Source organism: Lysinibacillus sp. NPDC097195 (genome assembly GCF_044762075.1).
GTDB lineage: Bacteria > Bacillota > Bacilli > Bacillales_A > Planococcaceae > Lysinibacillus.
Map to the genome: position 1 here is coordinate 658,621 of NZ_JBIWDP010000001.1, position 21,490 is coordinate 680,110.

At 37.4% G+C, this 21,490-nt stretch carries 23 protein-coding genes and 1 pseudogene; 21 read left to right on the plus strand and 3 right to left on the minus strand.

The features are described from left to right. Position 1 precedes the first annotated feature (1 nt). The 6 genes from ACIQXI_RS03310 to ACIQXI_RS03335 all read left to right on the plus strand — a co-directional run bounded on the left by ACIQXI_RS03310 (position 2) and on the right by ACIQXI_RS03335 (position 4,138). Positions 2–145 (plus strand): hypothetical protein, encoded by a 144-nt coding sequence (locus tag ACIQXI_RS03310; RefSeq protein WP_402921617.1) that lies wholly within the window; start codon positions 2–4, stop codon positions 143–145. Positions 146–207: 62 nt separating this feature from the next. Next, positions 208–627 (plus strand): hypothetical protein, encoded by a 420-nt coding sequence (locus tag ACIQXI_RS03315; RefSeq protein WP_402921619.1) that lies wholly within the window; start codon positions 208–210, stop codon positions 625–627. Continuing rightward, complete coding sequence (locus ACIQXI_RS03320; protein ID WP_402921621.1) at positions 628–1,185, plus strand: SpoIIIAH-like family protein; 558 nt, start codon at positions 628–630, stop codon at positions 1,183–1,185. Positions 1,186–1,385: 200 nt separating this feature from the next. Beyond that, positions 1,386–1,880 carry an acetyl-CoA carboxylase biotin carboxyl carrier protein gene (gene accB / locus ACIQXI_RS03325; protein WP_402921623.1) on the plus strand — a complete coding sequence of 165 codons (495 nt, stop codon included), beginning with the start codon at positions 1,386–1,388 and terminating at the stop codon, positions 1,878–1,880. Positions 1,881–1,894: 14 nt separating this feature from the next. After that, positions 1,895–3,253 carry an acetyl-CoA carboxylase biotin carboxylase subunit gene (accC, locus tag ACIQXI_RS03330; RefSeq protein WP_402921625.1) on the plus strand — a complete coding sequence of 453 codons (1,359 nt, stop codon included), beginning with the start codon at positions 1,895–1,897 and terminating at the stop codon, positions 3,251–3,253. 114 nt (positions 3,254–3,367) lie between these two features. Continuing rightward, positions 3,368–4,138, plus strand: a complete 771-nt coding sequence (locus ACIQXI_RS03335) for a class I SAM-dependent methyltransferase (RefSeq protein ID WP_402921627.1) — start codon at positions 3,368–3,370, stop codon at positions 4,136–4,138. Between the two features lie 124 nt (positions 4,139–4,262). Here the strand turns inward: ACIQXI_RS03335 and ACIQXI_RS03340 are convergent, their stop codons facing one another. After that, positions 4,263–4,478, minus strand: coding sequence for a hypothetical protein (locus ACIQXI_RS03340; protein ID WP_402921629.1), 216 nt, complete (start codon positions 4,476–4,478; stop codon positions 4,263–4,265). Between the two features lie 479 nt (positions 4,479–4,957). On the opposite strand from ACIQXI_RS03340, the gene ACIQXI_RS03345 reads away from it, so the two are divergent. Continuing rightward, entirely contained in the window at positions 4,958–5,233 is a 276-nt protein-coding gene (locus ACIQXI_RS03345; RefSeq protein WP_402921631.1) for an HPr family phosphocarrier protein, read from the plus strand. Positions 5,234–5,429: 196 nt separating this feature from the next. Then, a complete protein-coding gene (locus tag ACIQXI_RS03350; protein WP_402921633.1) occupies positions 5,430–5,840 on the plus strand; it encodes an Asp23/Gls24 family envelope stress response protein in 411 nt (136 codons plus the stop codon). Between the two features lie 82 nt (positions 5,841–5,922). Here ACIQXI_RS03350 and ACIQXI_RS03355 read toward each other — a convergent pair whose 3' ends face one another. After that, entirely contained in the window at positions 5,923–7,092 is a 1,170-nt protein-coding gene (locus ACIQXI_RS03355) for an MFS transporter (RefSeq protein WP_402921634.1), read from the minus strand. A 215-nt stretch (positions 7,093–7,307) separates the two neighbouring features. Continuing rightward, the gene (locus ACIQXI_RS03360; protein WP_402921636.1) at positions 7,308–8,147 is read right to left on the minus strand and encodes a MerR family transcriptional regulator; all 840 of its coding nucleotides are present in this window, start codon (positions 8,145–8,147) and stop codon (positions 7,308–7,310) included. A 381-nt stretch (positions 8,148–8,528) separates the two neighbouring features. On the opposite strand from ACIQXI_RS03360, the gene nusB reads away from it, so the two are divergent. The 13 genes and pseudogenes from nusB to ACIQXI_RS03425 form a co-directional block, all read left to right on the plus strand. Then, positions 8,529–8,909: a transcription antitermination factor NusB gene (gene nusB / locus ACIQXI_RS03365; RefSeq protein WP_402921638.1), complete on the plus strand. Its 381-nt coding sequence runs from the start codon at positions 8,529–8,531 to the stop codon at positions 8,907–8,909. A 33-nt stretch (positions 8,910–8,942) separates the two neighbouring features. After that, complete coding sequence (gene folD, locus ACIQXI_RS03370) at positions 8,943–9,815, plus strand: bifunctional methylenetetrahydrofolate dehydrogenase/methenyltetrahydrofolate cyclohydrolase FolD (RefSeq protein ID WP_402921640.1); 873 nt, start codon at positions 8,943–8,945, stop codon at positions 9,813–9,815. Positions 9,816–10,207: 392 nt separating this feature from the next. After that, positions 10,208–11,566 (plus strand): exodeoxyribonuclease VII large subunit, encoded by a 1,359-nt coding sequence (gene xseA / locus ACIQXI_RS03375; RefSeq protein WP_402921642.1) that lies wholly within the window; start codon positions 10,208–10,210, stop codon positions 11,564–11,566. Continuing rightward, complete coding sequence (locus ACIQXI_RS03380; protein ID WP_402921644.1) at positions 11,563–11,805, plus strand: exodeoxyribonuclease VII small subunit; 243 nt, start codon at positions 11,563–11,565, stop codon at positions 11,803–11,805. The genes xseA and ACIQXI_RS03380 overlap by 4 nt, the downstream gene beginning before the upstream one ends. Further along, on the plus strand, positions 11,802–12,683 hold the full coding sequence (locus tag ACIQXI_RS03385) for a polyprenyl synthetase family protein (RefSeq protein ID WP_402921646.1): 882 nt from the start codon (positions 11,802–11,804) through the stop codon (positions 12,681–12,683). The genes ACIQXI_RS03380 and ACIQXI_RS03385 overlap by 4 nt, the downstream gene beginning before the upstream one ends. A gap of 164 nt (positions 12,684–12,847) precedes the next feature. Then, positions 12,848–14,749, plus strand: coding sequence for a 1-deoxy-D-xylulose-5-phosphate synthase (gene dxs, locus ACIQXI_RS03390; protein WP_402921648.1), 1,902 nt, complete (start codon positions 12,848–12,850; stop codon positions 14,747–14,749). Next, the gene (locus ACIQXI_RS03395) at positions 14,749–15,567 is read left to right on the plus strand and encodes a TlyA family RNA methyltransferase (RefSeq protein ID WP_402921650.1); all 819 of its coding nucleotides are present in this window, start codon (positions 14,749–14,751) and stop codon (positions 15,565–15,567) included. The genes dxs and ACIQXI_RS03395 overlap by 1 nt, the downstream gene beginning before the upstream one ends. Positions 15,568–15,668: 101 nt before the next feature. Continuing rightward, positions 15,669–16,118 carry a transcriptional regulator AhrC/ArgR gene (gene ahrC, locus ACIQXI_RS03400; RefSeq protein ID WP_402921652.1) on the plus strand — a complete coding sequence of 150 codons (450 nt, stop codon included), beginning with the start codon at positions 15,669–15,671 and terminating at the stop codon, positions 16,116–16,118. A 160-nt stretch (positions 16,119–16,278) separates the two neighbouring features. Beyond that, on the plus strand, positions 16,279–17,970 hold the full coding sequence (gene recN, locus ACIQXI_RS03405; protein ID WP_402921653.1) for a DNA repair protein RecN: 1,692 nt from the start codon (positions 16,279–16,281) through the stop codon (positions 17,968–17,970). A 126-nt stretch (positions 17,971–18,096) separates the two neighbouring features. Next, on the plus strand, positions 18,097–19,044 hold the full coding sequence (locus ACIQXI_RS03410; RefSeq protein ID WP_402921655.1) for a SpoIVB peptidase S55 domain-containing protein: 948 nt from the start codon (positions 18,097–18,099) through the stop codon (positions 19,042–19,044). A 353-nt stretch (positions 19,045–19,397) separates the two neighbouring features. Then, positions 19,398–20,189: a sporulation transcription factor Spo0A gene (gene spo0A / locus ACIQXI_RS03415; RefSeq protein ID WP_402921657.1), complete on the plus strand. Its 792-nt coding sequence runs from the start codon at positions 19,398–19,400 to the stop codon at positions 20,187–20,189. A gap of 219 nt (positions 20,190–20,408) precedes the next feature. Then, complete coding sequence (locus tag ACIQXI_RS03420; protein ID WP_402921658.1) at positions 20,409–20,756, plus strand: cyclic-phosphate processing receiver domain-containing protein; 348 nt, start codon at positions 20,409–20,411, stop codon at positions 20,754–20,756. Between the two features lie 322 nt (positions 20,757–21,078). Next, positions 21,079–21,363, plus strand: a pseudogene (locus ACIQXI_RS03425) (DnaA N-terminal domain-containing protein); the annotation flags it as partial. Positions 21,364–21,490: the final 127 nt, after the last annotated feature.

A 21,490-nucleotide genomic window follows, 5' to 3' on the forward strand; every position in this document is an offset into this window, starting at 1 on the left:
ATTGATTCTTTTATTGGCATTGCTCTTTATTTGTCAACTTTTCGTGTTTCTAACAGATGACCAACAAATCATTTCACTAACAAAACTAGTTATTACATTAGTATTTTTGCAATTGCTATTAAAGATTCCATTTATCAATTCATAGGAAGAAACAAGCGTACATACACTTGAAAAAGAGAAGATGAAAGGAGGCAATGTACAAGTGATGTGGAAAAGGCACAAAAAAAAACAACGTCATTTATCGTCTTAATGTTGATTGCTGCCTCCGTGGGAATTTTCATCGTGTTTCCTATGTATCAAACGAATTCAACAAATGACAAAGTAACACCGAATACGAATGAAGAAAAACTTGAGCAAACGCTTAGGGCGATGCAAGGTGTTGGGGAGGTAAAAGTATATTTTTATTACGGAGAGATGACAGATGCTAAAGATGAAAATAAACTAATTAGCCAGTATTTTCGAGGGACTAACCAAAGTACAAAAGATGTATCAGGATTGCTAATTGTTTCAGAAGGTGCATCAGATATTTTTGTAAAAAATGAAATACGTGCTGTCGTCAGTCAAGTGATGCAATTACCTATTCATCGAATTATTATCGTTCCAATGGAAAATAAGGAGGAAAAGTAAATGCGCGTACGTAGAAGAACAGTTTGGTTTATGACATTATTAAGTCTTGTAGCAGTTATTTCAGTTTATTATTTGGTAGACCCTGCAAAACAATTTAATGGCTTAACGATTTTTACGGATGATACATTACAACAAACAGCAATTACCGGTGTTACAGATCAGGAAGCTACAAACAAAGATGCAACACAAGAAGTATTGTCTCCGAGTCATTTATTTGAAGAAATGCGTATGCAAGTAGATGATGAAAGAAGCCAATTACGTGAACAACTAACGCAAAAAATTGGCTCAGAAGAATATACAGCTGAAGAAAAAAATGAAGCTTATAACGAAATAGACGGTTTAATTAAACAAGAATCAACGGAAGCAATGCTAGAAATGCTCATTAAGTCTTTAGGCTATTCGGATGCTTTTGTTAGAGCTGAAGGCGAAAAAGTTTCTGTCACAGTGATGGCAGAAGAATTATCAAAATCACAAGCAAATGAGATTATTTACTTGGTGAAAACGGAGTGGGAAGGCGCAAATGACGTGCAAGTTAAATTTAGTGCCAATAACTATTAAAAAATAAAGAAAAAAAGGAATATTCTGTTTATTAATTAATTATTGTTATATATCAGCGTTATGAAAAGGCTTTCGCTAAAGAAACGAAAGCCTTTTATTATGTTTATATTTACTTAATTTGCATTTAAGTGTTTCATATTGGGTCAAAAAAATATAGAATAGTCATTGTAGTAGATTTTATTTCATAAGGAGAGTTAGAAATGTTCAAAATTCAAGAAATTCGTGAAATTATCAAATTAGTTGATTCTTCTTCTATCGACGAGTTCGTTTATGAAGTAGATGGCGCAAAAGTTAAATTAAAAAAGAATGGTGTTGTTGTTACTGAAACTGTAGCACCTAAAAAAGAAGAAACAGCCCCTGTTGTACAACAATCAGCACCAGCAGCAGCAGCTCCAGCTCCAGCTAAAGTTGAAGAAGCTCCAGCACCAGCAGCACCTACAAGTAACGACCCATCGTTACATAAAATTGTATCACCAATGGTAGGTACATTCTATGCTGCTCCAAACCCAGATTCACCAGCATACGTAAAAGTGGGCGATAAAGTAGGCGACGAAACAATCGTTTGTATCGTAGAAGCGATGAAACTTTTCAACGAAATTGAAGCAGAAGTTAAAGGTGAAATCGTAGAAGTACTTGCTAAAGATGGCGATCTAGTAGAATACGGTCAACCATTATTCCTTGTAAAAGCTGAGTAAGGAGTGCAAAAACCATGGAAAAAGTTTTAATTGCAAACCGCGGCGAAATCGCTGTTCGTATTATTCGTGCCTGTAAAGAATTAGGCATTAAATCGGTTGCCGTATATTCTGAAGCTGACGCAGATGCATTACATGTGAAGTTAGCGGACGAAGCTTATTGCATCGGTCCGAAGCTATCAAAAGATTCTTATTTGAGCTTCCCTGCATTATTAAGCGTAGCAGAAAAAACAGGAGCAGACGGTATCCACCCAGGCTACGGTTTCGTTTCTGAAAATGCTGATTTCGCTGAAGCATGTGAAAATGCGGGCATTAAATTTATTGGTCCTTCATCTGATTCAATCAAAATTATGGGGATTAAAGACGTTGCTCGTACAACAATGGAAGCAGCAGGTGTACCGCTTGTTCCGGGTACAGGTATTGTACCAGACATTGAAACAGGTAAAGAGTGGGCTGCAAAAATCGGTTACCCAGTGATCATTAAAGCAACTGCTGGTGGTGGCGGTAAAGGTATCCGTGTAGCGCGTACAGAAGAAGACCTTGTAAAAGGTATCGATATTACGCAAAAAGAGGCAGCTGCAGCATTCGGTAACCCTGGCGTTTATTTAGAAAAATTTATTGAATACTTCCGTCACTGTGAAATCCAAGTGTTAGCGGATAGTTTCGGTAATGTTGTCCATCTAGGCGAACGTGATTGTACAGTGCAACGTCGTATGCAGAAATTAGTAGAGGAAGCTCCATCTCCTGCGCTATCGCCTGAACGACGTGCAGAAATGGGTGCAGCAGCGGTGAAAGCAGCAGAAGCATGTAACTATGAAGGTGCTGGCACAATCGAGTTTATCTATGACTACCAAGAGGACAAGTTCTACTTCATGGAAATGAATACACGTATCCAAGTAGAACACCCAGTGACAGAAATGATTTCTGGTGTCGATCTTGTACAACAACAATTAAAAATTGCATCTGGTGAGAAACTTCCATTCACACAAGATGATATTAAATTAAATGGTTGGGCAATTGAGTGCCGTATTAATGCAGAAAACGCATACAAAAACTTTATGCCTTCAGCTGGTACGGTAGACACGTATATCACACCAGGTGGTTATGGTGTACGTATTGATTCTGCTGTATATGCAGGTTATACAATCCCACCATACTACGATTCAATGGTAGCAAAACTAATCGTGCATGCTGATACGCGTGAAGAGGCCATTGCGAAAATGAATCGTGCACTTGGTGAATTTGAAGTAGCTGGTCCTGGTATCAACACAACAATTCCATTCCACCAAGCACTTATGAATAATGATGTTTTCAAATCTGCGCAATTTAACACGAAATTCTTGGAAGAGAACGACGTTTTAGGATTAAACAAATAATTGTTTGGATTAACCTTCTGGCTATTAGTAGTCAGGAGGTTTTTTTTATCTAGTACTGTTAACTTTCTATTTTATGTTAAAATTATAAAGTATTAGTAAAGAGGGGAGAAGACGATGATTATAAATAATTTTGAAGAATACGATGACCCAACTTTATATGACAAAGAAAATGAAACTTATTTGCCTGAATTGCCATTTTTGTTAAAATGGGCGTCCACAACACAAGGGACAATTATTGATTTAGCTTGTGGCACAGGGAGATTAACGATACCGTTGGCGCAAAATGGCTGCGAGCTGATTGGCGTAGACATACATGAAGGCATGTTAAGTGAGGCGAAGCAAAAGACAGTCAATCTTGATTTACCTATTAAATGGCTGAAGCAGGACTGTACGAAATTAAAATTAATGGCTAAAAGTAGTTTGATTTATTCAGTAGGGAATTCCTTTCAACATTTTTTAACGAACGCATCACAAGATGGCTTCCTTTCTTCCGTGAACAACCATTTGGAAATTGGCGGTACTTTCATTTTTAATACAAGGTTTCCTAGTGTAGAGGAATTACTCCAACCAAGTACCGAAGAATATTGGAGAACGTATACGGACCGTGATACGCTTCATACGGTTGATCTCTATACCATTAGTCATTATGATGCATTAAGCCAACTCCAACACTATACAACAATTAGAAAATATAAAAACAATGATGGTCAAATTTTAGATGAAAAGAGTACAAAGATAAGTTTAAGATATGTATTTCCAAAAGAAATGGAACGCATGTTATTGAACAACGGTTTTGAAATCGTGGATGTATTTCAGGACTGGAAGGAAACGGCGGTAACTAATGAAAGTTACGAGTTAATCTATGTTTGCAAAAAAAGCACGTGAAAATCCTCTTCCTTCAACTATTAATAGTTTGAAGGTTTTTTTATAAGGAAGCGCTAGAGAAATTTCAGAACTTGCGTATAAGGAAATTTATACCGCAAGTTCATCTCCATTTAAGTAAAATATTTTATAGTTTACTAGATAAGAAAAAATTCAGCACCCAACCTACTATTGAAACAATAATAATACTCCACGCATGTTTCTTACGTTGTTTTACAGCGACAATCCCCATAATCAACCCTAATAATGGCAATAATACAAAACCAGTTATATAAGCAATAATATTATAGGTTTTATAACCGTAAACTTCGTTTTTTTTAATTTCAATTGTTTCACTATCCATCTTAAATCCCCCATTTTGAGCTGTCTGGAATATCTTTCTATATTAAGAAATTGTAGCACGTAGGGAGAGGAAGGAGTAGATTATTAAAAGTAAACAATTTAATACAACCATTTAAAAACCTTCGCTATAATGTACAAAGGGGTAGCAACTAAAACGACACCTGCTAAGAAATAAAGTATTAATTTTAAAACATCAAGAACAGCTCCTGAAACATCATCTATCAAATTCCTCAATTATTACATCCTTTCTGTTATTGTGTTCGCCATGTTGAAGCGGTTATTATGTAAATTTTAACATAATTTATTACAAAAAATGCATTTGGGCGTTTTTAGATGGAGTTGATTGAATGCGATTTTTTCATGTACTATAATTTTAATACGTGACGTGAATGTAATAGTGGATTATTTATCGTAATCGTCCAAAAATATTCTCGAAAACACGACTAAAAACTTTGAAAACAATGCTAGGGGGATATTTACATGAACAAAACATTTAATATTACAGTGCTAGAAGGTTTGCATGCAAGACCAGCAACATTACTCGTCACAACTGTATCAGCGTTTGAATCAGAAGTATCCATTACATACAACAAAAAATCTGCGAATTTAAAATCCATTTTGGGTGTTCTGTCCCTTGCCGTATCACCAGGCTCTATTATAGAAATAGCAGCGGAAGGATCAGATGCAAGTGAATTGTTAGATAAAGTAACAGAAGTTATCATCTCGCAAGGGATTGGTGAAGAATGCTCGAAATAAGCGGTACTGCTGTTTCTGATGGGATTACCATAGCTGGCCGGGGTTCCTTCATCTAAAAAAGCGCGTCAAAAATCAATGCTTTTTGTTAGTTGCAAAGATGACAGCGTCTTTCTTAAGCGAAACCTTCCTTTTTATAGTATAATAAGCATAACAACTGCATTTGCTTGCGATGCGTATGAGAAAGGATGATATTTGTATGGCAGAGAAAGTAGGACAATCTTTCGTACAACCAACACCTTCTGGGAAAGAAGAGCTTGGGAAAATTGAAGTGGCTGCAGAAGTAATTGAGATTGTAGCTGGAATCGCTGTTAACGAGGTAGAGGGTATCGCAGCAACTCGTGGCAATATTGCAACTGGCGTCGTTGAACGCTTTGGCAAAAAAGTACACAATAAAGGCATTAAATCTGGTGTCACAGAACATGGTGAAATTGCTATTGATGTATTTTGCTCTGTAAAATACGGCTATTCAATTCCAAAAGTGGCAAAAGATGTACAAACGCAAATTCGCCAAGCGATTTTAAATATGACTGCACTTGAAACAGCAGAGGTGAATGTACATATAACTAGTATTCACTTCGAAAAAGAAGAAGTCGCAATACACGAATAACAAAGAGGAGCTGCCAACGAGGTGATTATATTCACCTTCGAAGGCAACTCCTTTTTTATTAATTGCCTGTGACAGCACAATTTTATAAAGCGATATTTTTTGGTTTTTTCCAGAAAAATGCGAGCATTACGCCAAACACTAAGACAATTGTCGCGAAGTAGTATGGGTAGTTTAAATCAATGTCGAATAACATTCCACCAATAATTGGGCCAAAAATGTTGCCGAGACTCGTAAACATGGAGTTCATACCTCCGACAAAGCCCTGCTCGTTTCCTGCAATTTTCGATAAATAAGATGTAACGGCAGGTCGGATTAAATCAAAACCAACAAAAATAAAGAATGTCACAAATAAAATTGCGAAATAATGACTTACTACTGTCATAGCAAAGGTTAACACGGCCGAAAGGATAAGTGAGTAACGGATAACATTAATTTCACCCATTTTCTTCGTTAGCCAATCAAATAATAACAGTTGGGCAAGCGCACCAATAATACCACTTCCGGTAATAATAATAGCAATATCAGAAGGCGTAAAGGCAAATTTATGATCAACGAATAGGCTAAACAGTGATTCGAATGCTGCAAGACCAAATGAAAGGACAAAAATAAGCACAAAAGCTATGAAATACAAAGGGCTAAAAATACGTTTGGTACTGCTTAAAATTGAAGGTGCAGCTTCAGTATCATCTGTAGCACGCGTCGGCTCTTTTAACAATGTAAACGACAATAGTGCTGCTAGAAAACCTAGAATACCAGCGGCATAAAAAGGAATGCGTGTGCCGAATTCTGCTAAAAATCCACCGAGCCCAGGCCCTATAATGAAACCGGTACTAATGGCAGCACTCATATAGCCAAGTGCCTTTGGACGTTGAGCCATCGTTGTAATATCCGCAATAAATGCCGTAACCGCAGGCATAATAAACGCAGCACTTACCCCACCAAGCATGCGTGATACAAATAAAATTTCAATGGTACGCCCCATCCCGAATAAAAGCTCGGATAAGCCAAAAATAATTAAACCAATAACAATCATAATTTTTCGTCCAATACGGTCGACTAGTCTGCCGGCAATTGGCGATACAATAAGCTGCGTAATAGCGAATGCTGCAACCATATAACCAACGACAGATCCTGTAATGTTAAGCTCATTCATAATTGTTGGCAAAACGGGAATAACCAATCCTATCCCTAAAAAGGCGATAAATAGATTGGATAATAAAATAGTTAGCGTTAAAGCTTGTTTCTTGTTCATTTTTCTCTCCTTCAACAGTTCACGATACATGAGATTGATAATCTACTAGAAGATTGCCACTTAATACAATAAACCCTATAGTAACTATAGGGTCAAAAGATTTGTTTTATTTTTTTACGTATATGCGCTATTAGTGTGGAAGTAATATGACATTGTTATACAACGTACATTAAGTAATTTTCTGTCAAATGAAGAGTGGATTGCTCAAGTCATTATTACGAATCCTGTTGTCTAATTTTTAATTCGACAATGAATTTCTTTTCACGTTCAGAAGTGATGGTTGCGGGCATATAAAATTCATACACTGTAGTTTCAAATGATATTTTTTGTGAATCGACATAGTTTTTCAATTTTTCATAAAAAGTGAAATATGTATCCGGATGATAAATAAACGCAATACAAGCATATTTACCTGCGGGTACAATCGTTTGTTTCATATTAGTTGAAAGTTTAGAAAATGTGCGTTCTGTTAATAGTGGAGAAAAGATTGCATCATAGATAATATCATTGACATCTTGATATCGCGCTAGCGGATAAATACATCCATAGCGACTATTTAAAACACTGCCTTCATTCTCAATAATTTTCGTTAATGTTGCATAGTACTTATTGGTGCTTGATGTCGGTGTCAGTTCAGTCGTTGTAACTTGTAAAATAGGCATTTCTTCTTCAAAACGCGTATATACCTCTCCGAAAATAGGGATTTCGATTTGTTCTTGCATTTGCTTTTTTGTTTTCAGAAGTGTGTATTTCACTTCGTTCAGCCGAGCAATTTTTTCTTCAAGTCGTTGTTCCTGTTGTTCAAGAAAGACAAGAAGCTCTTCAGGTGTAAGCATCAACGCCTTTTTTATGTCCTCAAGAGATGTCCCTATATATTTTAGCGATTTAATGATATCTAAGTAGAAAATTTGACTATCTTTATAATAGCGGTAATTGCTAGCGGAATCAGTATAAGCAGGTTTAAACAAATCAATTTGGTCGTAGTATCGGAGTGTCTGCACAGAAAGGTTTGCTAATTTTGCGACTTCACCAATTGTATAATAGTGTTCTTCCATAGTTGTCCTCCAATAGGAAATAATGTTGCATTTTTGTAATGTGATGTAATCGGAAATAAGCCATGCTCTAGATGAATGATACAGAACAATGCTTTTATTAATTTCGACAAAATCATGCAATGTTTTAAATTAAACGAATGACTTTGTTCGTGTAGCAACGTTTTTTTTATTATTTTATAAAGAAAAACATTCGTAAGCAAATTGAATGTCAGGGAATCGAAGGTAGCCCTTCATTATTTAACTTCAACAAAGTTGCAGTTAAATAAGTAGAAAGTTGCTTGAAAAAGGTTTCAGATTATTGAAAACTTGCTTGAATTCGTGTTTATCGTATGAATTTATGCTATTATAAACCTTAATGCCACTTAAGAAGGAGAGCTTTACATGAAACGACATGAAGCACGTGAAAAAGCGTTGCAAGTTTTGTTTCAGCTAGACAATACTGATCTTACAGTCGAAGAAGCAAAAGAACATATTAAAGGTCAACCAACAAATGCTTTCTACGAAAAGATTGTAAATGGAACAGCTGAACATTTAGAAGAAATTGATGCGGCATTAACGCAGCATCTAGAAAAGTGGTCACTTGCCCGTCTACCGAAAATTGAGAGAACAGTTTTAAGACTAGCTGTATACGAACTTTTATACATGCAAGAAACACCAAAAAGAGTAGTACTTAATGAAGCAATCGAGTTATGCAAAACATTTGGAGACGAAGGATCGTCGAAATTTGTTAATGGCGTACTTTCTAAATTTACAGAACAATAAAATGTGTTGAATTGGAAGGAGTAACTAAGGTTTATGTCAAGTGCAATTATTAATGGTAAAGAGATTGGTCAAGAAATTCGGAATGCAGTAGCAGAGCGTGTAGCTCGTTTAAAAGAGCAAGGATTAACACCAGGCTTAGCGGTTGTTCTAGTTGGGGACAACCAAGCTTCAGCTACATATGTGAGAAATAAGCAAAAATCTTGTGAAGCGATTGGCATGTTTTCAGAATTAATAAAACTACCAGAAGAGACAACACAAGATGAGCTTCTAAAGCAAATTGAATGTTTAAATAATCGTGAAGATATTCACGGTATTTTAGTTCAATTACCTCTACCAAAACATATTGATGAGGATACTGTAATTGCAACTATTGCCATTGACAAAGATGTAGACGGCTTCTCACCGGTTAGCGTTGGGAAAATGATGCTTGGCCAAGAAACATTTTTACCTTGTACACCGTTTGGCGTGATGAAGCTTCTTGAATATTCAGGAATTGACATCGCTGGTAAGCATGCAGTAATTGTTGGTAGAAGTCATATCGTCGGCAAACCGATGGGTCAGCTTTTACTCCAAAAAGATGCAACGGTGACATATACACATTCAAAAACCCCAGATTTACCTTCATTTACAAAACAGGCGGATATTTTAATTGCAGCGGTTGGACGTGCGAATTTTATTACGAAAGAGCATGTTAAAGAAGGGGCTGTTGTTATTGATGTCGGCATTAACCGCGATGAAAATAACAAACTTTGCGGAGACGTTAACTTTACAGAAGTTGACGGTATTGCCTCTCACATTACACCAGTACCAGGCGGTGTAGGGCCAATGACAATCACAATGTTACTCTTCAACACAGTGCAAGCGGCAGAAATGACACTTGCAAATAACAATAAAGTCATAAATTAAGAACATATTTTTTCGTTTGCTTAGAGAGCCATCTCAGTACTTTTGAGATGGCTCTCTTTTTGCAAGTACATAGTGCTAATAGAATGAAGTAAATCGCCAAAAAATCTGGACCAATCGCCACTAAACTAGCGGAAATCGCCACGAAATCGAGGTAAACCGCCACGAAATCGCCATTAAATTCATCTAAAACGCTTTTACCCAGACATAGAGTACCCACTTTCACACGAGCCAAGATGGCAATAAATATGGTACAGTATAATTTTAAAGCTAGGATGAAAGATAGACGTTTTTTCATGCAAAACTGTATTTACACACGTCATGCGTTATAAAAAATGTTATGATAAATGTAGTTTTGTGAAAAACTTGATTTTAGAAAAGGAGCCGAAAAAATAATGTCATCAGCTTCTTATTTAACTGTAAAAGCATTAACAAAATATATTAAACGTAAATTTGATGCCGATCCGCATCTGCGTGAAGTGTATGTCAAAGGGGAGTTATCGAATGTTAAAATACACCAATCTGGACATATTTACTTTACTTTAAAAGATGATGGCGCACGGATTGCGGCTACGATGTTTAAAACCGCAGCAAGCAAGTTAGCCTTTGAACCAAAAGATGGTATGCAAGTATTCATCCGTGGAGATGTAAACGTTTACGAAGGTTATGGTACATATCAACTATATGTGCAAGAAATGCAACCAGATGGTATCGGTAGCTTATTTGTGGCCTTTAACCAACTGAAAGAACAGCTGCAAAAGGAAGGGCTTTTTAAACCAGAATGGAAACAGCCAATTCCAAAGTTTCCTGAAAAAATAGGTGTTTTAACCTCTACAACTGGCGCAGCCATTCGTGATATTTGTACAACATTAAAGCGACGCTATCCCTTAGCTGAAATTGTGATTTATCCAACACTTGTACAAGGTGCACAAGCGGCACCTAGCATTGTACAAAATATTGCGCGCGCCAATCAAGAAGCCTTTTGTGACGTCTTGTTAGTCGGAAGGGGTGGCGGCTCCATTGAAGATCTTTGGGCGTTTAATGAGGAAGCTGTTGCAAGAGCTATATTTGATAGTCGTATTCCGATAATCAGTGCAGTAGGGCATGAAACCGATACGACCATTGCAGATTTTGTAGCTGATTTAAGAGCCCCAACGCCAACTGCAGCGGCTGAAATGGCTGTTCCTGATCAGCAAGAGTTATATCAAAGAGTATTGCAACAAAAATCCCAGCTACATCAAATGGTCAGAGCGCAACTTATAACTGAACGACAACGTCTTAATAAGCTACAACAGTCTTATCCTTTATCGATGCCAGAGAGATTGTATAGACCGTTTACCGAACGCTTAGCACAATTGGAAACGACATTGCAAAAAGCAATGCAGGTCGATTTGATGAAAAAAGAAGCCCAGCTTCAAAAACTGCATAGTGCAGTTGAGCGACAATCGCCGAAAAAGGCACTTGTTTATCATCAAAAAGAGTTGGAACACCGTGTCCAACAGCTAACACGTTCAGCTTCGCACTATGTAATGAAGCAAAAACAACAATTTGAAGCGTCTGTAAGAACATTAGAAGCATTAAATCCACTTGCCATTTTAACAAGAGGATTCACTGTAGCTTACAAAGATGATAAAGTGTTAAAATCGTCAACTGACTTAAAACGGCAGGATCAACTCACACTGTCTTTCCACGATGGCAAGGTTATTGCCGAAGTGACAGATGTATTGCCAAATAGTAAGGAGGAATCACAATGACGAAGAAGCAGCAAACCTTCGCAGAAGCAATGACGACGCTGGAAGAAATAGTCCGCCAATTAGAACAAGGGGATGTCCCATTAGAAAATGCTATTGACTTATATAAGCAAGGCATGGAGCTTTCGCAATTTTGCCATGGGAAACTTCAGCATGCCGAAGAACAGTTAATTTCAATTGTCCAGGAGAATGGTGAAACAACAGCATTTGATCCGTTAAAGGGAGAGAACTATTTAACATGAACGAACAATTAAAACAATTTATTCAAAGCAACACACCACAAGTCGAAGCTGAAATGTTTGCATTAGTGGATAAAATTGACGCACCGACGAATTTAAAGGAATCAATGCTATATTCATTAAAAGCGGGCGGTAAGCGTATTCGTCCATTGTTTGTATTAGCAGTTTTAGAACTATACGGTAAAGAGAAGAATGCGGGGCTTACAGTAGGTGCCGTTATTGAAATGATTCATACCTATTCTTTAATCCACGACGATCTACCGAGCATGGATAACGATGATTTCCGTCGTGGCAAACCAACAAACCATAAAGTATTTGGTGAGGCACTGGCAACACTTGCAGGTGATGCATTAAATACTTTAGCTTTTGGTGTTTTAGCACGAATGGATTTGTCAGCTGAACAACGCATTGAGCTGGTTAATCTATTAAGCATTGCGGCCGGTGCAGAAGGAATGGTAGGCGGGCAAGTATTGGATATGGAAGGTGAACAGCGTCAACTAAGCCTTACTGAACTAGAACATGTCCATGTTAATAAAACAGGTGCCCTGTTACGATTTAGTATTGAATCAGGCGCTGTATTAGCGAATGCATCCCAACAAGATCGAGCTACTTTAAAAGAGTATGCACATCATATCGGCCTTGCCTTCCAAATTCAAGACGATATTTTAGATATTGAAGGAACAACGGAAGAATTGGGCAAGACTGCTGGTAAGGATGTAGCTAGCGATAAAAGCACGTATCCTGCATTACTAACATTAACTGGTGCGAAAGAAAAACTTAACGACCATTATCAGCTTGCCAATGCGGCACTGGATAAGTTACAAGTCGATGTAAGTTTATTGCGTGAGTTTGCAGCCTATATTGTTCATCGTAAAAACTAAGAGAAAAAAAGGGCGTTAAAGGTAAAGAATATGCTAGAATAGGTGGGGACGTTTGCCAACAAGCAAACAATAAAGTGTTCGTACTTTTAGCATATGGATAACACTGTTATAATGGTGGAAACACGATTGCGGTGAATAATTTATTGAAAAGGTGTGTGAGAAAGGTGGATTTAAACAACATTTCTAGTCCATCCTTTTTAAAAAACTTAACAAAGAGAGAGCTTGAACAACTTGCAAAAGAAATACGAGCTTTCTTAATCGAAAAATGTTCTGTCACAGGTGGTCATATTGGACCGAACCTAGGCGTAGTGGAGCTTACAATTATGCTTCATAAAATGTTTGACAGTCCAAAAGATAAGTTTTTATGGGATGTTGGCCACCAAGCTTACGTGCATAAAATTTTGACAGGTCGTGCGAGTCAATTTGACACATTGCGTCAGTTCAAAGGGCTTTGTGGATTTCCGAAGCTTGTGGAGAGTGAACATGATGAATGGGAAACAGGTCATAGCTCGACTTCGTTGTCAGCAGCCATGGGTATGGCAGCAGCACGTGATATAAAAAATGAAAAAAACTTCGTCGTACCGATTATTGGGGACGGTGCTTTAACAGGCGGTATGGCGCTTGAGGCGTTAAATCATATTGGACATGCAAAAACAAACATGATTGTTATTTTAAATGACAATGAAATGTCCATTGCGCCGAATGTTGGTGCATTGCACAGCATTTTAGGACGCTTACGCACAGCTAAGGAATATTCTAAAGCAAAAGAAGAACTGGAATCGTTAATAACTAAAATTCCTGTGTTAGGTGGAAAACTTGCTTCAACTGCTGAACGCTTGAAGGATAGCCTAAAATATTTAGTCGTTTCTGGAGTCTTTTTTGAGGAATTAGGCTTTAAATATTTAGGTCCAATTGACGGCCATGACTTTGAAGCGCTCGAAACAACATTATCGTATGCTAAAAAAGTTAAAGGTCCAGTGCTTGTTCATGTCATTACGAAAAAAGGTAAAGGCTATAAACCAGCCGAAGACGATACGATTGGCAACTGGCACGGCACAGGTCCATATAAAATGGAGACGGGTGCGTTTGTCAAATCTGAGACAAAAGGTCCTGCTTGGAGTAGCTTAGTTGCTGAAACTGTGCGCAAAATCGCGCATGAGGATGAACGTATTGTGACGATTACACCAGCAATGCCTGTTGGCTCAAAATTACAAGGCATTCAAAAAGATTTTCCGAAGCGCTTTTTTGATGTGGGCATAGCTGAACAACATGCTGCTACAATGGCTGCTGGTCTTGCTACGCAAAAAATGAAGCCGTTTTTAGCTATTTACTCAACGTTTTTACAACGAGCATATGACCAAGTTCTTCATGATATCGCACGCCCAAATTTAAATGTCTTTATCGGAATCGACCGAGCAGGCTTAGTCGGTGCAGATGGAGAAACACACCAAGGAGTCTTTGATATAGCATTCCTTCGCCATATGCCAAATATGACGATCATGATGCCAAAGGATGAGAATGAAGGCCAACATATGGTGAAAACAGCGATTGATTATAATGGTGGCCCAATTGCGCTGCGTTATCCACGTGGCAACGGGATTGGTGTACCGATGGATGATGAGCCGATGAGTTTACCAATTGGCAGCTGGGAAGTGTTACGTGAGGGGAAAGATGCAACGATTTTAACATTTGGTACGACCATTCCTATGGCAATGGAAGCGGCTCATATGTTAGCACAACAAGGTATCGAAATCGAAGTAGTCAATGCACGATTTATCAAGCCGATGGATGAGGATATGCTACATCGTATATTTACGAGTAATAAACCGGTGTTAACAATAGAAGAAGCTGTATTGCAAGGCGGTTTTGGCAGCGGCGTATTAGAATTCGCGCATGACCATAGCTATTTAAATGCGATTATCGATCGCATGGGCATTCCAGATCAATTTATTGAACATGGAAATGTTGACCAACTGCTCGCGGAAATTCATATGACAGCAGAAGATACAGTAGCACGCATGCAAGTGTTACTCCAACAAAAACAGCAAGTAGGTTTAAATAAATAATGACAAAACAACCGAAAGAACGTGTAGACATTTTACTTGTGGAACGCGGATTATGTGAAACGCGTGAAAAGGCTAAACGCTCCATTATGGCAGGTCTTGTCTTTTCGAACGAAATACGTATCGATAAGGCAGGAGAAAAGATTGCCATCGATGCTCCACTTCAAGTAAAAGGGTCTGATTTAAAATATGTAAGCCGTGGTGGCTTAAAGTTAGAAAAAGCTTTGCAAATTTTTGATATGTCTGTAGAAGGGAAGCTGATGCTTGACATCGGCTCTTCTACAGGCGGCTTTACAGATTGTGCTTTACAAAATGGTGCGAGACATTGTTATGCACTCGATGTAGGCTCAAATCAACTAGCGTGGAAAATCCGTTCAGATGAACGGGTAACCGTGATGGAAAAAACAAACTTCCGCTATACAACAGCTGCTGATTTAACGGAAGGTTTACCGGAATTTGCAACAATTGATGTTAGCTTTATATCACTTTCTTTAATTTTACCTGTATTAAAAACAGTATTGATGCCAGGTGGCGATGTTATGGCACTTGTTAAACCACAGTTTGAAGCAGGTAAAGAGAATGTTGGCAAGAAGGGCATCGTCCGTGACAAAAAAGTACATCTCGATGTTTTAGAAAAAACCGCTGCGATGGCAACTGAAGTTGGCTTTGTCGTGAAAAATGCTTCTTATTCACCTATTACAGGTGGCGAAGGGAATATTGAATTTTTATTCCATTTAGTGAATCCTCGTGCAGATGAAGTAGTTACGCCTTATACAGCTTTTAATGCACTCGTCGAAGAAGCGCATAGTGCACTAAAATAACACGTGCTCATTAAGTAGAGCCGTGTTTTTTCTTGTGCTTTTATGGCGAAGATGGTAGTGTGATTATACAAATATTTAATTATTTATAAGAGGTGAACGCTTTGAATAAAGGACAAAGACATATACGTATTCGCGATATTATTGCGAATCATGAAATCGAAACACAAGATGATTTAGTCGATTTTTTAAAAGATGCAGGCTATAATGTGACACAAGCAACAGTATCACGAGATATTAAAGAATTACACTTAGTTAAAGTACCATTACAGGATGGACGTTATAAATATAGCTTACCCGCAGACCAACGATTCAATCCTGTCCAAAAATTACATCGTGCACTAGCAGATGCATTTGTAAGTATTGATGGTGCTTCGCATTTTTTAGTGATGAAGGCACTTCCAGGTAATGCTAATGCAATTGCCTCTTTACTTGACCATTTAGATTGGCCAGAAATTTTAGGAACAATTTCAGGGGATGACACTATTTTAATTATATGTCGCGATGAAAATGAGCGAGAAAATACAAAAAATCGCTTATTGGGCATGCTATAATCGTGAAACTGTCGTCGATGTTTTTTCACTTAAATAGTTGAAAAATCATTCGAATACTAGCTGTTGCTAAATACTCCCCTTTAAAAGTGTTAGCGGGTATGTTGGCTTTAGCTAGTACAGGTTACAATAGCAGTTGAATTTAATTCAGAGGTGACATTTTGTGTTAAGAGAGCTTAGTATTCGAAATTTTGCTATCATTGAGGATTTAACGGTTAGTTTTTCAGATGGTTTAACTGTATTAACAGGGGAAACTGGTGCTGGGAAATCTATTATTATTGATGCGGTGCATTTACTAGCTGGTGGTAGAGGTAATTCAGAATTTATTCGTCATGGGGCTAAAAAAGCTGAATTAGGGGGACTATTTCAAATTTCAAGTGCGGCACATCCAGTCTATAAAAAACTGGAGGAAGCAGGCATTGAAATAGAAGAGGATTCCATCATTTTACGCCGTGATTTAAATGATACTGGCAAAAGTGTATGTAGGGTAAATGGCAAATTAGTACCGTTATCAGTTTTGCGTGATATTGGGGCAAGTTTGATTGATATTCATGGTCAACATGAAAACCAGGAACTCATGGATGAAAAGCAACATATACATTTACTCGACCAATTTGCAGACGAGCAACTAGCACCCATTCTTGAAAAGTATAGTACACAATATAATGAATATCGTGCTTTAAAAAAAGAATTAGCTACTATTTCAATCGATGAACAGTTAATGGCACAGCGCATTGATTTGTACCAATTTCAAATGAAAGAGCTGGAAGATGCCAATTTAAAGCTAGGCGAAGAAGATGAGCTTGTTGATGAACGTCGCCGTCTAATGAATTTTAATAAAATTTTTGAACGTTCGAGTGCCGCGTATGAAGCCATCCAGGGAGAGACAAAAGGTCTTGATTGGATTGGCACTGCAATGGCCGCTTTAGATGATGCTGCGATGATTGACGAACAGTTCAAAGAGGCTTCTGAATCGGTAACAACTGCTTTTTATGCATTACAGGATGCAGCCTATCAGGTGAAAAATGTATTAGATGAATTGGAATTTGACCCAGCGCGTTTAAATGAAGTGGAACAACGTCTTGCATTATTCCAAAACTTAAAACGCAAATATGGTTCCACTGTGGAAGATATAATCGCTTATTACGAGAAAATAAAAACAGAACTAAATGAGCTGTTAAATCGTGATGAAATTTTACAAGTTAAAGAACGCAAAGTGCTTGAAATGGAAGCCGTATTAAATGTGCTTGCGGAAGAACTTTCCCATGTTCGTAAAGAAGCGGCAAATGAATTAAGTGAAGCTATCATGGCCGAGCTACGTGAATTACATATGGAAAAAGCAAAATTTATCGTAAATTTTGACGCTTTACCTTACTTTGATGTTAATGGTAAAGACCAAGTTATCTTTTATATTTCAACGAATGTCGGTGAACCACCGAAATCTTTACCGAAAATTGCTTCTGGGGGAGAATTATCGCGTATGATGTTAGCGTTAAAAACGATTTTCTCTTCCTCAAATGGTGTCACGTCCATTATTTTTGATGAAGTAGATACGGGTGTCAGTGGTCGAGTTGCGCAAGCAATTGCTGAAAAAATTGCCGCCATTTCTGTTAATTCCCAAGTTTTGTGTATTTCCCATTTGCCACAAGTCGCAGCAATGGCCGATCATCATTATTTTATTAAAAAAGAAGTCGAACATGATCGTACGTTTACGTCGTTAGCGGAAATTGATACGCGTGCTCGTATTGAAGAAGTGAGCCGAATGATGTCAGGTGCAGAAATTACCGATTTAACGTTACAGCATGCAACAGAATTATTAAAAATGGCGAATGAACGAAAAAAACAAATGCGTTAAATATTATAGAAATCCAGAGGCAGTCAACTGTTTCTGGGTTTTTTTCATTTTGCGCAAATATTTACCGCTCATAAGAACCGCACAACAACACATAGTAAAAAGACAAAAATCAAAAGGAGGTGTCGTATGAATCGTCATTGGCGTCAATTTGTCATTTTGCCTATGCTCATCGTTTTGTTATGTTTACCCATTCAGGCATTTGCGGCCAAAAAATTAATACCGATGGGCGAAGCAATTGGAATTCAGCTTCAATTATCTCATGTATTTGTTGCTCATGATGTGTTATTAGCTTCCAATCAATGGATGAAAGGAGGCGCAGTTATTGAAAAAATAAATGACACAAAGGTGAAGACGCTTGCTGAGGCCAAACAAGCAATTGCTAAACAGGGGCAACAAAAATGGACGATAAAAAGTGAAGGAAAAGAAGTCACCGTGGATTTACAAGCGCAAGAAGCAGAACATGTCATCTCTTTTTTAAAGGATGAAACAGATGGAGTAGGGACATTGACATATATTGATCCAGAGACATCAAATTACGGAGCACTAGGCCATCAAATTGTCGATTCAACGCTTCAAGAAGCACCTGTCTTCCGAGCAGGCTCCATTTTCTTAGCATCTATTCAACAAATCCGTAAAAGCCTTCCTGGACAACCTGGCTATAAAATATCCTCCATTGAAAAACATCAGGAACGACTAGGTAGTATTGATAAAAATACGGTTTACGGAATTTTTGGGCGATGGGAAGATAGTTATCAACAAAGATTGCCCAAAGCCATCGAAATTATGCATGCAAAAGATATAAAATTGGGGAAAGCTGAAATTTATACGGCAATTGAAGGTAGTAAAGTCGAAACATTTACGATTGACATTATTAAAGTGGACAATGAACGGCTTGAATTTATCGTTTCGGACGAAAAGCTCATTGAAAAAACAGGGGGAATTTTACAAGGAATGAGTGGTAGTCCAATCATTCAGGATGGTCGTTTCGTTGGGGCCGTCACACATATGTTTGTTGAAGAACCGAAAAAAGGTGCAGCTATTACTGTGGCGGAAATGTTAAAAAAATCCTCATAAAAAAAGGAGCTGCCTAGTGTAGCTCCTTTTTTTATGAAAAAACTAGGATAAACTAGCTCTTTCCCTAAGTATTTCATGGTTCAAACAAAACACTTTAGCGATACTTAAAAAAAAGTGTAGTTTTATCTCAGTTTTTTCACTAAAATAAGGGGTATGAGCATTCGACAAATTGCTGGTAACTATCGTAACTTGTCGATAAAAATAGAAAGTATCGGACTACATACTCATTTTTGGAAATAGAAAAGGTTTTTAAGCAAAAATGTCGAAAATTCCACAGTGTGCCAAAATAGACATTAGGGGTAAAAGGTTTGTGCTTTGAGTAGTCAAAGCAAAGTCCAGAAGGAGGAATTGAAATGACAAAGGTAAAAGTGGCTATAGCAGATGATAATCGTGAATTATTAAAAACAATGGAGCAATATTTTCAAGGACATCCTGAAATTGAAATAATTGCAACTGCGTCAAACGGGAAAGTATGTCTTCAAATGCTTGAAGAGTATTCTCCGGATATTTTATTACTGGATATTATTATGCCTCATCTAGATGGTTTAGCTGTTTTAGAGGCGATGTATCAAAATGATCGTATGTCTTCTATACAAGTCATTATGCTAACTGCATTTGGTCAAGAAGATGTTATGAAACAAGCCGTGGATTTAGGGGCATCCTACTTCATGTTAAAGCCATTTGAATTCGATCAGCTCGTTCAAAAAATATTGCATTGTGCTGGCCAAAAGGCAGCAATACCGAAAAAGTCAAGTGTATTACAGCCAACAACTCCTCAAAAATTAAATCAACACCAGCTTGATAGCACGATTACAGCGATTATTAAAGAAATCGGAGTGCCTGCCCATATTAAAGGTTACTCTTATTTACGTGAGGCTATACAAATGGTGTTTGAAGATATCGAGTTATTAGGTTCTGTGACGAAAATTCTTTATCCAGAAATTGCAAAAAAATTCAACACAACACCATCACGCGTAGAACGTGCCATTCGTCATGCTATCGAAGTTGCATGGAATCGTGGCAATTACGAGTCTATTTCGTCGATGTTTGGCTATACAGTGCATCACTTAAAGTCGAAGCCGACAAATAGCGAATTCATCGCCATGATTGCGGACAAGATTCGTATTGATATGATGGCGAGTTAAGGTTAATGTGACAAAGTTTGTTAGCGTAATGTAAGCGACAAAAGCCGGTAATTTATAGATAACGCGTTTATAGCGAAAATGATAACGCCTTTTTAGACAAAATGTTTGAGGGGGCGTATTTTTTTATGGCTTTGAAGTCTTTTTTTAGGATAAAGACCCATATTAATTCGAAAGTTCAGTAGTGACGAGGTATGACATTAGAAGAAGAGAGGTTAAAATATGTGGCTCTATGTCGATGATTTACGAGATATTCCAAAAGGGTTTGTCGGTGCAAGAACATTTGAGGAAGCTGTAAAATATCTTTTAACTGGCAAAGTAGTATTAATAAGTCTAGATCATGATTTAGGATGTGATGAAAACGAAGAAGAGTTGAAAAATGGATATGACTTAGTTAAATGGATTTGCAATGAAGGTATTAATATTAACAATGTATATATACATACTGATAATCCTGTCGGACGTGACAATATGTACGAAACATTAAAAAGTGCAGTTCGACATAACATTATTCAAATTGATAAACTATATCATTATCCAAAAGTTCCAAATAAATATACTGTAAAGTAGGGAAAATGTAAGGAGAAATAAAAATATGACAAAAGAAAATGCAAACAAAAACATAATAATGGAAATGCTAACACAGATTACAACGAGCATAGACGAATTAAAAGCTGATATCAATCAACGCTTTGAAGAAACGAATCAGCGTATTGATAAATTAGAACAGCATCTTGAGAGAGTAAATCATAATAGCAATTTCTTAGCCGAAGAAATTGGCAAATTAAAGTTGCTCCTTAACGGACAAGTAGTACTTGCAGAAACAGAACCCTTAATACAAAAAAGAGAAGTAATTGTACAAAGGCAAAATGAAAGTTTGAACAGTGGACAGCTGAGTAAGAGCTCAGACCATTTAGAAGAACTTTGGAATAATGTCCTAGTGCAAATTGAACAACAAATTTCTAAACCAAGCTTCGAGACATGGATTAAATCTACAAAATTAGCTTCCTGCAACGAGAGTATTGCTATCGTTTCTGCGCCTAATTCGTTTGCACGTGATTGGCTTGAAAATCATTATGCTCACTTGATTACGACTATACTGACAAAGCTAGCTGGTGAGGATTTAGTCATACAATTTGTTGTGCAAAAAAATCAGGATATGGACGATTTTGCTTTAATAGAGTCGATAAAATAAGTTGTTTAAATAGCTTTAAGACTGAAATGACATAGATGTCACTAACAGTAATATAGGATAAGATGCACGGCTCAATTAATACGCCGAAAATACTGTTGGAAATGGTATT